At 59.8% G+C, this 13,773-nt stretch carries 16 protein-coding genes and 1 tRNA gene; 8 read left to right on the forward strand and 9 right to left on the reverse strand.

The window, feature by feature from the left end; genetic code table 11:
* Positions 1-8: 8 nt before the first annotated feature.
* Positions 9-947 carry a ribokinase gene (rbsK, locus tag HNO86_RS13705; protein ID WP_175377490.1) on the reverse strand — a complete coding sequence of 313 codons (939 nt, stop codon included), beginning with the start codon at positions 945-947 and terminating at the stop codon, positions 9-11.
* A gap of 308 nt (positions 948-1,255) precedes the next feature.
* On the opposite strand from rbsK, the gene HNO86_RS13710 reads away from it, so the two are divergent.
* The gene (locus tag HNO86_RS13710; protein ID WP_175377491.1) at positions 1,256-2,212 is read left to right on the forward strand and encodes an alpha/beta hydrolase; all 957 of its coding nucleotides are present in this window, start codon (positions 1,256-1,258) and stop codon (positions 2,210-2,212) included.
* Between the two features lie 3 nt (positions 2,213-2,215).
* Here HNO86_RS13710 and HNO86_RS13715 read toward each other — a convergent pair whose 3' ends face one another.
* Positions 2,216-3,226, reverse strand: coding sequence for an AraC family transcriptional regulator (locus HNO86_RS13715; protein WP_175377492.1), 1,011 nt, complete (start codon positions 3,224-3,226; stop codon positions 2,216-2,218).
* A gap of 166 nt (positions 3,227-3,392) precedes the next feature.
* Here HNO86_RS13715 and HNO86_RS13720 point away from each other — a divergent pair, with 166 nt between their 5' ends.
* The 6 genes from HNO86_RS13720 to HNO86_RS13745 all read left to right on the forward strand — a co-directional run bounded on the left by HNO86_RS13720 (position 3,393) and on the right by HNO86_RS13745 (position 7,111).
* Positions 3,393-4,244 (forward strand): 3-hydroxybutyryl-CoA dehydrogenase, encoded by an 852-nt coding sequence (locus HNO86_RS13720; protein ID WP_175377493.1) that lies wholly within the window; start codon positions 3,393-3,395, stop codon positions 4,242-4,244.
* Positions 4,231-4,860: a TetR/AcrR family transcriptional regulator gene (locus tag HNO86_RS13725; protein WP_175377494.1), complete on the forward strand. Its 630-nt coding sequence runs from the start codon at positions 4,231-4,233 to the stop codon at positions 4,858-4,860. The genes HNO86_RS13720 and HNO86_RS13725 overlap by 14 nt, the downstream gene beginning before the upstream one ends.
* Before the next feature lie 134 nt (positions 4,861-4,994).
* On the forward strand, positions 4,995-5,408 hold the full coding sequence (locus tag HNO86_RS13730) for a VOC family protein (RefSeq protein ID WP_175377495.1): 414 nt from the start codon (positions 4,995-4,997) through the stop codon (positions 5,406-5,408).
* Positions 5,409-5,636: 228 nt separating this feature from the next.
* Positions 5,637-6,074, forward strand: a complete 438-nt coding sequence (locus HNO86_RS13735; protein WP_175377496.1) for a hypothetical protein — start codon at positions 5,637-5,639, stop codon at positions 6,072-6,074.
* Between the two features lie 202 nt (positions 6,075-6,276).
* The gene (locus HNO86_RS13740) at positions 6,277-6,483 is read left to right on the forward strand and encodes a hypothetical protein (RefSeq protein ID WP_175377497.1); all 207 of its coding nucleotides are present in this window, start codon (positions 6,277-6,279) and stop codon (positions 6,481-6,483) included.
* Between the two features lie 106 nt (positions 6,484-6,589).
* Complete coding sequence (locus HNO86_RS13745) at positions 6,590-7,111, forward strand: DUF3016 domain-containing protein (protein WP_175377498.1); 522 nt, start codon at positions 6,590-6,592, stop codon at positions 7,109-7,111.
* Positions 7,112-7,130: 19 nt separating this feature from the next.
* Here HNO86_RS13745 and HNO86_RS13750 read toward each other — a convergent pair whose 3' ends face one another.
* From HNO86_RS13750 to HNO86_RS13760, 3 genes are all read right to left on the reverse strand, one after another.
* Entirely contained in the window at positions 7,131-7,355 is a 225-nt protein-coding gene (locus tag HNO86_RS13750; protein ID WP_175377499.1) for a hypothetical protein, read from the reverse strand.
* A gap of 84 nt (positions 7,356-7,439) precedes the next feature.
* Positions 7,440-7,985, reverse strand: coding sequence for a LysR substrate-binding domain-containing protein (locus tag HNO86_RS13755; RefSeq protein ID WP_256672637.1), 546 nt, complete (start codon positions 7,983-7,985; stop codon positions 7,440-7,442).
* A gap of 49 nt (positions 7,986-8,034) precedes the next feature.
* Positions 8,035-9,003, reverse strand: coding sequence for a GlxA family transcriptional regulator (locus HNO86_RS13760; protein ID WP_175377500.1), 969 nt, complete (start codon positions 9,001-9,003; stop codon positions 8,035-8,037).
* 191 nt (positions 9,004-9,194) lie between these two features.
* Here HNO86_RS13760 and HNO86_RS13765 point away from each other — a divergent pair, with 191 nt between their 5' ends.
* Entirely contained in the window at positions 9,195-9,986 is a 792-nt protein-coding gene (locus HNO86_RS13765; RefSeq protein WP_175377501.1) for a cysteine hydrolase, read from the forward strand.
* Positions 9,987-10,556: 570 nt separating this feature from the next.
* Here HNO86_RS13765 and HNO86_RS13770 read toward each other — a convergent pair.
* The 4 genes from HNO86_RS13770 to pheT form a co-directional block, all read right to left on the reverse strand.
* Positions 10,557-10,633, reverse strand: a tRNA-Pro gene (locus HNO86_RS13770).
* Between the two features lie 90 nt (positions 10,634-10,723).
* Positions 10,724-11,080 carry a MerR family transcriptional regulator gene (locus HNO86_RS13775; RefSeq protein ID WP_003179985.1) on the reverse strand — a complete coding sequence of 119 codons (357 nt, stop codon included), beginning with the start codon at positions 11,078-11,080 and terminating at the stop codon, positions 10,724-10,726.
* A complete protein-coding gene (gene ihfA / locus HNO86_RS13780; RefSeq protein WP_002553164.1) occupies positions 11,061-11,363 on the reverse strand; it encodes an integration host factor subunit alpha in 303 nt (100 codons plus the stop codon). The genes HNO86_RS13775 and ihfA overlap by 20 nt, the downstream gene beginning before the upstream one ends.
* 3 nt (positions 11,364-11,366) lie before the next feature.
* Positions 11,367-13,748 (reverse strand): phenylalanine--tRNA ligase subunit beta, encoded by a 2,382-nt coding sequence (gene pheT, locus HNO86_RS13785; protein WP_175377502.1) that lies wholly within the window; start codon positions 13,746-13,748, stop codon positions 11,367-11,369.
* Positions 13,749-13,773 lie beyond the last annotated feature (25 nt).

Genomic DNA, 13,773 nt, shown 5'->3' on the forward strand with positions numbered 1-13,773 from the left:
GAGTTGAATCACTTCGACGCCGAAGCGCCGAAGCTGCGCTGAAATTCAGCGAATGCGGGTGCGTCCGGGTAAGACGTCTGAGTGCCCAGGCCCATGACCGAACAGGCGGAGTACGCCACGGCGCGGGTCATGGCGGCGCGAATGTCGCGCTCCTGGCTCCAGTGCTGGATGAAGCAACCGATGAACGCGTCCCCTGCCCCGGTGGTATCGCGGGCGGCAACCCGCAGGCCGGGAATCTGAAACTCTCCTTCTTCGCCGACATACAGCGCGCCCTGCTCGCCGAGGGTCACGATCACATGGCGAATTCCGTCGGCCACCAGCGATCGGGCGGCGTTGCGCGCCGATTCCGGCGAGTTCACGGGCTGGCCGCTGATCAGCGCCAGTTCAGATTCGTTGGGCACCAGGAAATCCAGCTGCGCCAAGTGTTGACGGCTCAGGCCTGCCAGGGCTGGCGCCGGATTGAGCAGCACAGGAATGTTGTGTTCACGGGCGAACTCGATGGCGTGGTAAACGGTCTCGAGGTTGATTTCCAACTGGAGAACGATCAGCGAGCACTCGCGCAGCGCGTCGGCGGCGTTGTCGATGTCCGTCGGCACGAGGTGCGCGTTGGCACCTTTGACGATGAGGATGCTGTTATGGGAATCGGCCTGAACAAAGATCGGCGCCACGCCACTGGACACACCCGGCACCCGCTGCACATGGTGGGTGTCGATGCCAAAGCGCTGAAAGTTGGCCAGGGTATTGTCGGCAAACATGTCATCGCCGACTTTGGTCAGCATCAACACATCGGCGCCCAGCTTGGCTGCCGCCACCGCCTGATTGGCACCCTTGCCACCGCAACCGAGGGCGAATCCCGGCGCTTCGAGCGTCTCGCCCTGAGCCGGCATGCGATCGATGTAGGTGATCAGGTCCACCATGTTGCTGCCGATGACTGCGATCTTGCTCATTGCTTTCCCACCTTGATCCGGCTGGCCAGGATGCTGCCTGGCGTTTTTGTTTTGTTATTTAAATAACATTTTTTGTGATTATTCAATCTTTTTCATTAAGCATGCCTTGCTTGCTGGACAGGCGGGTGTACAGCCAACATTGATGGTGACTGACACACCGCCTTCGCGGGCAAGCCTCGCTCCTGCAGGGTCTGGGGTTACGGGCGGGAATGGGTGCGTGCAGATCATGCGGATGGTCGAAATTTTCCCCGCCCGCTGCGCGCATCTGTTAAAACGCGGTCTTTCCCTCCATGCCGGTGCCGCTCTTGATGCCAACCGCCCTTTTCACTCGTCTGCGCCGTCGCTGGCTGGCGACGTTGTGCATGGCTGCGCTGGTCGTCGGCCTGCCGGTGAGTTGCGGCGCACTCAAATACAAAGAGCGCGAACTGCTGTTCCGCATCGAGCCGGGCACGGCGAGCTGGTATCGCGGCTTGCCGCAGGATGTGCAGGAGTTCGACATCAAACCCGCCAGCTTCAAGGCCGGGCAAAGCCTGCACGCCTGGTGGTGGCCGGCCGCCCGTCGTGACGCGCCATCGATCCTCTACCTGCACGGCGTGCGCTGGAACCTCACCGGCCAGGCCTTCCGCATCGAACAATTGCGCGCCATGGGCTATTCGGTGCTGGCAATCGACTACCGTGGATTCGGCCAGAGCAAGGGCGACCTGCCCTCCGAAGCCAGCGTCTACGAAGACGCCCGGGCAGCCTGGGAGCGCTTCACGCAGATGCAACCGGACGCCAACAAACGCCTGATCTACGGTCACTCCCTGGGTGGCGCCGTGGCCATCGACCTTGCGGCAGAGCTGGCCGCACAAGCGAAAAAGGACAAGACCGCAGTCCCGGTGCGCGGTCTGGTGATCGAGTCGACCTTCACGTCATTGGGCGATGCCGTGGCCGAAGTCGCCGGCAACAATCTGCCGGTCAACTGGCTGCCGGTGCGCTGGCTGCTGTCGCAGAAATTCGATTCCATCGACAAGATCACCGACATCGACATGCCGCTGCTGGTGGTCCACGGCCTGGCCGATCCGTTCATGCCGTCGCGCTTCAGCCAGCAACTGTTCAATGCCGCCAACGAACCCAAGCGCCTGCTGCTGATCCCCGGCGGCACGCACAACAACAGCATGAGCCTGGGCGGCAGCCAGTATCGTCAGGCGCTTGATGGTTTGCTGAAAACCAGGCCGCCGCAGATGGCAGGATCCACCGCGCCAAAGCCCGCCCGGGAATCCTGAGGTCTACCCCTCATCCTGAAACCTCGCCCGATAACGCCCCGGGCTTTCCCCGGTCCATTTCTTGAAAGCCCGATGAAACGCACTCGGCTCCTGAAAACCCAGGTGTTCGGCGATGTCGCTGATGCTCGCCCGGCTCTGGCGCAGCTGCTCGAACGCCACCGCGCGGCGCACTTCGTCCTTGATCTCCTGATAGGAGCAGCCTTCACGCTCCAGCTTTCGGCGGAAAGTGCTGGGGCTCAGGTGCTGTTCGAGGGCGAAGGCCTGCAGGGTCGGCCAGTCGCTGTAATGGCTTTTGCGCAGGCGCTGATGCACCTGTGACGCCAGGCCATGCTGGTTGCGGAAGCGGATCACCAGCCATTGCGGCGCGGTGCGCAGGAACACTTTGAGCGACGCCAGGTCCTGAACCACCGGCAGGCGCAGGAAGTGGCTGGCGAATTCGATCTCGGTGCGCTCGGCGCCAAAGGTCAGGTTTGGTCCCCAGAGCAACGGATCGTCGCTCAGGGGCAGGCGCTGGTGGCGGAAGTCGGCGCGGTCGATGGGAATGCGTCGGCCGCCCAGCCAGCACAACAGGCTGATCATCAGCACCAGGAAGGTTTCTTCGCCGAAACGGCTGACGTCATCGTCTGCTGCCTGGCTTTCCAGACTGATGACCGCCCTCTTGCCGCGCACGATCAGGGTGCCGCGAAAGTCGCGCAGGAACAGGGCGAAATTGGCCAGGCACTGGCGCATGGCCTTGTGCAGGTCCGGCTCCTGGATCAGCGCGCGGCATATCAGCGCGAACGCGCCCGGCGGCATGCCATGGGAGTCGAGCCGGAAGAACTCGTCATTGAATTCGCGGATCTGTATCAGCCACAACGCCGCGAAGGCGTTGGCCGGCACCCGCGCGGTGGGCTGCCCGATCAGCGTCGGATCCACTCCGGCCTCCTCCAGCACGGCCTGCACCCGCCGCGGATCGCGAAGCCCGTGAATCATTGCCTGCACGAAATAGGCGGCCACCGAGTCCTTTTCCCGCATGTAAATGCTTCTCTCCCCAGGGTTGGAAATGGCAAAAAACGCCAGCGCCGTTGAACAGTTTCGGCATAGGACAACCGACCTGCCAGCTCTAGACTCGCGGCAATAGTACGCTTTCGACCGCCACTGCGGCGAAGGTATCGCAGCGGTTAGGACGAAGGACGGCAAGATGAACCTGCAAAACATCGGCGTGATCGGCGCTGGCACCATGGGCAACGGTATTGCGCAAGTCTGTGCGCTGGCCGGTTTCAACGTGACCCTGCTCGACATCTCCGAGAGCGCGCTGCAAAAAGCCGTCGCCACTGTTGGCAAGAACCTCGATCGTCAGGTGGCCAAAGAGACCCTGACCCAGGAACAGAAAGCCGCTGCCTTGGACAAGATCCGCACCAGCACCGACTACAGCCAACTGGCCAACGCGCAGCTGGTGATCGAAGCCGCCACCGAAAACCTCGAACTGAAACTGCGCGTGCTGCAACAGATCGCCGCGCAGGTCAGCGCCGATTGCGTGATCGCGTCCAACACGTCGTCGCTGTCGATCACCCAGCTCGCCGCCAGCGTCAGCCAGCCCGAACGTTTCATCGGCCTGCACTTCTTCAACCCGGTGCCGGTGATGGGCCTGATCGAAGTAATCCGTGGCCTGCAGACCAGCGACGCCACCCACGCCCTGGCGCTGCACATGGCCACCGCTCTGGGCAAGACCGCCATCACCGCCGGCAACCGTCCGGGGTTCGTGGTCAACCGGATTCTGGTGCCGATGATCAACGAAGCGATTCTGGTGTTCCAGGAAGGCCTGGCCAGCGCCGAAGACATCGACGCCGGCATGCGCCTTGGCTGCAATCAGCCCATCGGCCCGCTGGCCCTGGCCGACCTGATCGGCCTGGATACCCTGCTGGCGATCCTGCAAGCCTTCTACGACGGCTTCAACGACAGCAAATACCGCCCGGCGCCACTGCTCAAGGAAATGGTTGCCGCCGGCTATCTGGGACGCAAAACGGGGCGCGGCTTCCATGCCTATGCCTGAGCGTTGCTCGCGTTTCGCCGAATACCGGGACAAGGTGCTGGAGTTGTTCGCCAGCAAGGGTTTCGGTCAGGTCGGCATGCGTGAGCTCGCCACGTGCCTGGGGCTGTCCCCGGGCTCGTTGTATCACCATTACCCGAGCAAACAGCACCTGCTGCTGGATTTGATCGAAGAGTTCTACGAGGAACTGCTGGCCACCCTCGGCCGGATCGAGCAGAAGGCGCCAGCCAAGCGTGACCGGCTCGCCAATCTGATCCGCGCGCACCTGAACCTGCATCGTGAAATGCCCTGTCATTTCCGCCTGGTGGAGCGTGACGGTGGCTGCCTGAACGAAGAGCAGCAGGCGCGGGTTCGGAAGCTGCGCGAGCAGTACGAGCGGCGGTTGCTGAAGATGCTCGTCGCCCGCTCCCGCCTCGAGGAGCCTGGCCTGTTGGCGGCCGGGCATGCGATTGCCGCGCTGCTCAACAATGCGCCGAGCTGGATGTCCGACCATTCGCTGGATGAACAGGCGCAGGACGAGCTGCTGGAAAACATGCTCAGCGGCGCGATCGAGCGCGTGCTGGCCCCACGACGTGCGTCCGAAACCCTCACCCTGGCAAGACCGTCCCCTATCCTGTAGGAGCGAGCACGCTCGCGATGGACGTGAACGATTCCGCTGGCAGCCTGACGCCCCGCGGTGCCCAGGCGTGCATCGCGAGCAAGCTCGCTCCTACAGAAGATCGATGAATTTCATCAACCATCGGGAGCCGAGCCATGAAAATCAATCCCTACCTCATCTTCAACGGCGACTGCAAAGCAGCCTTCACCTTCTACGCCCAAGCCCTCAAGGGCCAGCTCGAAGTCATGATGACCTTCGGCGAATCCCCTGCCGCCGAACACTTCCCCAAGGACCTGCACAACCTGATCATCCACACCCGCCTGTCCGTGGGCGACCAGGCGATCATGGGCTCGGACACCACACCGGACCGGCCGGTCGATGCCATGAGCGGCTGCTCCGTATCGCTGAATGTCGACAGCATCAAAGAGGCGGAACAGGTGTTCTGCGCGCTGGCGGAGGGCGGCACGGTGCAAATGCCGCTGGAAGCCACGTTCTGGGCGGCACGCTTTGGCATGCTGGTGGATCGCTTTGGCGTGTCGTGGATGGTCAATTGCGAAAAGGATCAGTAATTCGCCTGCGCATTACCCCCTGTAGGAGCTGCCGAAGGCTGCGATCTTTTGATCTTGCCCTTTGAAAAATCAAAAGATCGCAGCCTCGTTTCGCCCGACAGCTCCTACACATCCCTACACAGATCCATGGGTACGACAACGGGAGGCTTTCTGGCAACTCCCCGCTCGTCTGCTAACGTCAACCTTGCAACGTTCGCTCAGCAGCCGTTCGTCCGGAGGAGATCAGCCATGCCCGCACTCGCCCCTGCCGCGTCCTGGTCTGCCCGCGTCAAACTTTCGCTCCTGGCGGGCGGCCTCATCGCCACCCTGCTCGCGCTCAACGGCTGCGCCACCGTCGACGCCCAGACCACCGCCTACGTGGGCGTCGAACACCCGGCGCCGACGTTGCCCAGCGAAGTCACCGTACTGCGCTCCGAACCCCTTCGCCCGCACATCCGCCTGGGTGAAGTGCTGATCGACGCCAGCGTCGACCCCGCCCCACCGATTACCGAAGTCGAACAGAAACTGCGCGAGGAAGCCGCCAAGCTCGGCGGTGACGCCGTGGTGGTGGTCTACGACCATATCGGCACCGTCGGCGCCTATGCCAGCGGGCCACTGTGGGCCCGCGACGTGAGAGCCGTGGAAGGTCGCAAGCTCAAGGGAATCGTCATCAAATACCGGTTGTAGTCGCTGACAGCTCGGCCCCGACTCTGTCGCATAACCTTTCGTCGTAAATCAAACGAGGGGCGCAATCCGCCGCCAGCTCTGGCTTGCGGCTTGCACAGGCGGGCGTAGCAGCCGCAGAACGACATATTTCTGACACGGCAGCACCTCAAACTAACGCTTAAGGGCACCAGCAACACGCTTGGTCAGTCACCGGAGAAGGAACGTGTCAACTCTCAATGAAATCGCAGCGAACCACGCGAGAATGGCCAAGGCAAAGGAAGAGGAGGCGCTTCGACTGAGCGAGCGACAGCTGCACATCGTGGGCAGCATCGAAATCCCGTCGCTGGAGAATGAACAGAAAGTGCCGCTGCATCTGATCGCCGGGGCGCAAGATGGCCTGGGTGGTCAGGTGGTCGGCTTTTTGATCTGATTTCCCAGGGCAGGATTTACCGGACGGGAACTGTTCGAAATACACCTTGAGCGTAAACTGAACAGGTGCGGCACGCATAAATAGTGCTGCACCTGGAGGTGATGTCATGCGTTCAACAATCGCCAGCGCCTCGATCGCACTGCTCTCGCTGTTCATGCTGCCGCCCGCCAGCGCAGCGTCCTCGGTCGAAGTCGACTTCAAGAACCCCGAAAAATACACCGATGCCAGCCTGGACAGCCCGGGCTACGAGCGCGGTGCCGACGCCTACGTCATGAAAGAGCTGCGCAGCTACTTCCAGAAGCTGGGCGAACGCTATCTGCCACAGGGCCAGCAACTGCAAATTGAAATACGCAACATCGACCTGGCCGGCCGCTTCGAGCCTTGGCATCCCGATGCCTATGAAGTGCGCTTCATGCGCGAAATCACCTGGCCGAGCATCGACCTGCACTACGTGCTCAAACAAAATGGCCAGATCGTGAGCCAGGAAGACGCCCGTGTCCTTGATCAGAACTACCTGCAACGTCCGGGTCGCGCCAGCAGGAGCGACCGCCTCTATTCAGAGAAAGCCATGCTCTCGGACTGGTTCCAGAGACAGTTCAAGGGACAACATCAGGTTGGGGTGAATTGAACAGTCGCGCGACCGGGGATCATCGCCCTTTCGCGCCAAAGAAGTGGTTCAGCAGTATCAGTTCAACAACAGCCACGAAGACGCAAAACACGATAAAGCCGGTGCTGAAAACGCGCTTGCGACCAGAAGAAGTGCCGTCGCCCATCCACATCGCGCCGCTGTACAAGATGAACAACGCGCCGCCCACGAGAACGGTGTAATACCAAACCTTGCTCCAGAATCCCTGGTGTCGCCATTGGGTCATTTGCTGTCTTCCTTGATCCGTTTTACTTGAGCGCGCACAAACCCCGCCAGCTTGTCGTCAGTTTGCGCAAAGCACAATGGTCGATCAGGTCAGGCTGCCGCTCGACATCAAGCCCTCGGTCAGCAACGACACCAGTGGTTGCACCAGATGCTGGGTGCGGGATTCGTCGCCGATGACCGCGACTTCGGTGGTGGGCAGGGTCGGCAACTTTTGCGAAGGCTCGATGATCCGCATGCCTTCCTGCAGGAAAGACGTACCGAGCGCAGTGATACCGAGCCCACCCGCGACCGCCGCCTGCACGCCGATCAGATTGCTGGCAAGACAGGCCGAAGACCATTCGCGACGCACCGAAGCCATCGCCTCGATCATGATCGCGCGGTAAGCGCACGGTGGACGCATCATCACCAGCCGCACGGGACGAGACAGCTCGATTTCATAGTCTTTCGCGCAGATCCATACCAGTGGCTCGCGCCAGATGATCCGGCCGCGTTGCACCGTGGAGCTTTTCTTGCGCTTGGCAATCACCACGTCAAGCTGCCCGGCTTCGTAATCGGCCAACAGATCGGTGCTCAACCCGGTGGTGAGCTCCAGTTGCAGATCGGGGTACAGCTTCGTGAAGCGTGAGAGCAACTTTGGCAACTCAACAAGGAAAACTCGGCACAAATATTTAGTGCACTGATCAGACGCGAAAGCTGTCGACTTTTGCCTGTCGAGTACTGCGGCGCAATTCTTGTGGCGTGCGCCCCACCACTCGCAGGAAACTACGAAGCATATGATCCGCATCACCGAATCCGCAGCTCCTGGCAATTCCCTCAAAAGTTTTGTTCCCGTCCTCAACCAGCGGCCGCGCCGCTTCTATACGCAAGCGTTCAATAGCTTTCGCAGGGGTTACCCCAACAGCCGCCGAGAATACGCGGCCAAACTGGCGCACGCTCATATGTGCGACATCTGCCAAGCGCTCGACAGGCAGATCCTCGTGCAGATGATCACGTGCATAACTCAGCACCGCACGGATGCGATCTGAGCCAGGATCGAGATCCAGCAATGAAGAAAACTGATACTGACCACCAGGTCGTTGATAGTAGAGCACCAGCATCCGCGCCACCGAACGCGACACCTCCTTGCCATGGTCTTGCTCAATCATTGCCAACGCCATGTCGATGCCCGCCGACATACCCGCGGACGTCCAGACATTCTCGTCCACCGTCCAGATTCGGTCTCCGTCGACGCGCAACGATGGGTAGCGTGCCTGCAACTGCGGTGCGTAGTTCCAATGCGTGGTCGCGACACGACCATCAAGCAGGCCACTTTCGGCGAGCAAAAACGCCCCCGTACAAACACTCGCAGTACGGCGCGAGCACTCGGACATCTTCCTAATCACAGCGGCCAATGAAGGCATCCTGTCATCGATCGGTGCTGTTGGTGCACCGACGATGATGAGCGTATCGAAGCGGTCGACTACCTGTATGGCTTCAGTCGCGATTTGCAATCCGCTCGATGCTGGGATCAATCCCCCCTCCAGTGAAACGATGCTGAAGCGATAGCTCAAAGGGCGCGCACGATTGGTGTTGGTGAAGGCTTCGAGCGGGCCGCTCAGATCAAGCAATACGAAGCCTGAATAGACCAGAAAACAGATATGACGCTGCATGAGCGGAACACTCAGCCTGAATGAAGTGAGCCATGGTACGCGCTTGCGTGTGGGCAGGTCACGAGAGGCGTTGCTACGTACGGGCACATCGGAGTTTCAGACGCTGTAGGCCGAAATCTAAGGATTAATGTCCAATCGCTGGCGTCCTCTGAACATATCGTAAACGCACTTCCACTCCAGAGGACTTGCAAATGAACTTCAATAGAATTCACCCAGCTAAAGTGTTCTCCTGCTCCGCCCTGCTGGCAGCATTGCTGATGGCTTCAGGCATTAGCTCCGCCGCTGAGGACCCATACGCAGATCCTGCCAAGCCGGCACTTCCAGCCTCGACTTTCGAATGGGATTCCAGTCGTACAGCTCTGGTCGTGATCGATCCGCAGATTGACTTCATGAGCCCTGAGGGGGCGGGCTGGTCCATTTTTGGACAAAGCGTTACCGAACAAAAACTGGTGCCACATCTCACCAAGCTTTTCAAAGCGTTCAAGCAAGCCGGATCCACGGTGGCCATCTCACCACACTACTACTATCCCCATGATCACAAATGGGAGTTTGAAGCTCCTGCGGAAACCGTACAGCACAAACTTGGACTCTTTGATCGCAAAGGCGCCCTGACTCTGGATGGCTTCCGTAACTCGGGGGCTGACTTCATGCAGGAGTTCAAGCCCTTCATCGAAGACGGCAATACAATTGTTGCTTCGCCACACAAGCTGTACGGCCCACAGAGCAACGACCTGATGCTGCAACTTCGCAAGAAGCGGATCGATAAAATCGTACTTGCCGGCATGGCGTCCAACCTTTGCGTCGAATCACACCTTCGCGAGTTCCTGGAGCGCGGTTTTGAAGTTGTGGTCGTACGTGATGCTGTCGCTGGACCGAAGCTGCCAGACGGCGACGGTTACGGTAGTGCGCTGGTCAATTTCCGCTACATCGCCAACGGCGTGATGACCACCGACGAAGTCGTGAAAAAACTGGAAAAACGCTAACACTTGGCGCCGCCCAGCTTCACAGCAACATGGGAGCCCTTGCGGCTCCCATTTCATTGGATGAGGTGTAATTCCCAGAGGGTTCTAATCGTAAATACCATTAAGATCCAGGAAGGTTTTGACCCTCGGTTTGCTGTTGAACCGAGCATATCAGCTCTGGCTTTCGCTTTGAGCGCCTCTCCATTTTTCTCATATGCGGGCAGCGAAAATGGATCAGTCTGAGGGCGATTCACCTGGTGGCCGAAAGACTCTCCAGAGTTCGCATTAAGATCCGACAAAACCTTCTGCTTACGTATGGAAGAGGTGGATACGTTAATCGGAGGCAATTTGACGCTACCAGAGGCCTGCATACTCGGCTTCGAAGGCATCACGGGATCGTGAGGAAGCTGGAGTTAGGTCATTGCGACAGAAACCAAAGCGGTAAGGTTCTGGAGTCAACACAGAGGGCACATGCAGATCAACCTCGAATGGCGTTGTGCCCTATATGTGCCCTAGATTCGAAGGTATACAAAAAGCACAGGCATAAAAAAATCCAGTCACCGCTAAGTGACTGGATTTCTTAGAATTAAATGGTCGGGACGGAGTGATTCGAACACTCGACCCCTAGCACCCCATGCTAGTGCGCTACCGGACTGCGCTACGCCCCGACTAGGCGTGAAACCTGTTCTTCACCTCGAAGAACGCTCAAGAATATATCGCAAGCTTTTGAAAACTGGAAGTATTTAAAAGCAGTAATTTTATTTCTTGAGGACCACCAGAACATCTTCGAGCTCAGCGATCATCTGGCGGATCATTTGTTTGTATTGCGTGGTGTCGTCTTTGGCTTCATCGCCGGACAAGCGCAGGCGCGCGCCGCCGATGGTGAATCCTTGATCGTAAAGAAGCGCGCGGATCTGCCGGATCATCAGCACATCCTGGCGCTGATAATACCGGCGGTTTCCGCGGCGTTTGACGGGGTTGAGTTGAGGAAACTCCTGCTCCCAGTAGCGCAGCACGTGCGGTTTTACCGCACACAGCTCGCTGACTTCACCAATGGTGAAGTAGCGTTTGCCTGGGATGACGGGAAGCTCGTCGTTATGACTTGGTTCCAGCATAAGCCTCAACTCGGGCCTTTAACTTCTGCCCTGGACGAAAGGTGACCACACGGCGAGCCGTGATTGGAATTTCTTCCCCGGTTTTCGGATTGCGGCCAGGCCGCTGGCGTTTGTCCCGCAGGTCGAAATTGCCGAAACCGGACAATTTGACCTGCTCGTTGTCTTCAAGAGCGTGCCTGATTTCCTCGAAAAACAGTTCGACCAACTCCTTGGCTTCCCGCTTGTTCAGGCCCAGCTCTTCATACAGACGTTCCGCCATCTCAGCTTTCGTCAAAGCCCCCATACGTCACTTCCTTAACGTGGCGTTCAACCTTTGTTCGAGCGAGGTGAGGATGTTTTGCGTCGTGGAATTCACCTCATCGTCATTAAGAGTGCGCGATGGATGCTGCCAGGTCAAGCCGACGGCAAGGCTTTTTCTATCAGGATCAATGCCTTTACCCTGATACACGTCAAATAGCCTGAGGTCTGTCAGCCATTCGCCTGCATTTTCACGGATTACGTCCAGTACCGCCGAGGCTGCAACGTCCTGGTGCGCAATCAGTGCAAGGTCACGACGCACTTCAGGAAAGCGCGACAACTCGTGGAATTTCGGCATTTTGCCCGAAGCCACTTCCGCCAGAACCAGCTCGAAAACGAATACCGGACGATCCAGGCCCAGGGTTTTCGACAGTTCCGGGTGGATGGCGCCGATGAAACCGACCAGACGACCTTCGCGTTCGATGCGCGCGGTTTGACCCGGGTGCAGCGCCGGGTGCTTGCCCGGTACGAACGTGAACGCATCCAGCGCACCGGCGAAGCCCAGTACCGCTTCCACGTCAGCCTTGACGTCGAAGAAGTCGACGACGTCGCGACCCTGTGCCCAGCCTTCCGGCAGACGGCTACCGCAAACCACACCCGCCAGCATCGGCTCTTGCTTGAGGCCTTCAAGCTGCCCCACGAAACGCAGACCGCTCTCGAACAGACGAACGCGATCCTGCTGGCGGTTCAGGTTGTGCTGCAGCGCCTTGACCAGACCTGGCCACAGCGACGAACGCATGGCCGCCATGTCGTTGGAGATCGGATTGGCCAACAGCAACGGCTCGACACCTGGATTAAACAGCTCGAACTGTTTCGGATCGATGAAGCTGTAGGTGATCGCTTCCTGATAGCCACGGGCAACCAGCAGACGACGCAGCTCCGGCAGATCGCTGCGGGCTTCGGCCTTGGCTTGTGGCGCCAGGCGCGCTTGCGGGTAACGAACCGGCAGGCGGTTGTAGCCGTACAGACGAGCCAGCTCTTCGATCAGGTCGACTTCCAGGCTGATGTCGAAGCGATGGCTTGGTACTTCCACGCGCCACTGCCCTGCCCCTTCAGCCGTGACAACCAGACCCAGGCCGCTCAGCAGGCTTTCGACTTCGGCCGAATCCATTTCCATCCCCAGCATCTGGGTGATGCGCTGGGCACGCAGGGTGACCGGGGCAACCGACGGCAGGTGCTGCTCGCTGACGGTCTCGATGATCGGGCCGGCTTCGCCACCGGTGATTTCCAGCAGCAGGCCAGTGGCGCGCTCCATGGCTTCACGGGCCAGTTGCCAGTCCACGCCGCGCTCGTAACGGTGCGAGGCATCGGTGTGCAGGCCGTAGGAACGGGCCTTGCCAGCGACGGCGATCTGATCGAAGAACGCGCTTTCCAGGAAGATGTCGCGAGTGGTCGCGGTGTTGACGCCGCTGTGCTCGCCACCCATGACGCCGGCAATCGCCAGGGCGCGGGTGTGGTCGGCGATCACCAGCGTATCGCTGCGCAGGCTGACTTCCTGACCGTCGAGCAGTACCAGCTTCTCGCCTTCTTCGGCCATGCGCACACGGATGCCGCCGTTGATTTCGGCGAGATCGAAGGCGTGCAGCGGTTGACCCAGCTCGATCATCACGTAGTTGGTGATGTCGACGGCAGCGTCGATGCTGCGCACGTCGGCACGACGCAGACGCTCAACCATCCACAGCGGGGTTGGCTTGGACAGGTCGACGTTACGGATCACACGACCCAGGTAACGCGGGCAGGCAGCAGGTGCCAGCACTTCAACCGGGCGAACTTCGTCGTGCGCAGCCGGCACGGCGGCCACGACCGGACGAGTCACTGGAGCGGCGTACAGGGCGCCGACTTCACGGGCCAGCCCCGCCAGCGACAGGCAGTCGCCACGGTTCGGGGTCAGGTCGACCTCGATGCTGGCATCGTCCAGTTTCAGGTATTCACGGATGTCCTGGCCCACTGGCGCATCGGCCGGCAGTTCCATCAGGCCATCGTTGCCCTCGCCTACTTGCAGTTCGGCTTGAGAGCACAGCATGCCGTTGGACTCAACGCCACGCAGCTTGGCTTTCTTGATCTTGAAGTCGCCCGGCAGTTCGGCACCGAGGGTGGCGAACGGGATCTTCAGGCCTGGACGCACGTTTGGCGCGCCGCACACGACCTGGAAAGTCTCCGAGCCGTTGCTGACCTGGCAAACGCGCAGTTTGTCGGCATCAGGGTGCTGCTCGGTGCTCAGCACCTCACCCACGATCACGCCGCTGAATTCGCCGGCGGCCGGAGTGACGCTATCGACCTCGAGACCGGCCATCGACAGACGAGCAACCAGCTCATCGCGACTTACCTGCGGGCTAACCCAGCCACGCAGCCATTGTTCACTGAATTTCATCCTGCTCTCCTAAGAATTCGTTACG

The organism is Pseudomonas sp. C1C7 (genome assembly GCF_013359595.1).
In the GTDB taxonomy this organism is placed as follows: Bacteria; Pseudomonadota; Gammaproteobacteria; order Pseudomonadales; family Pseudomonadaceae; genus Aquipseudomonas.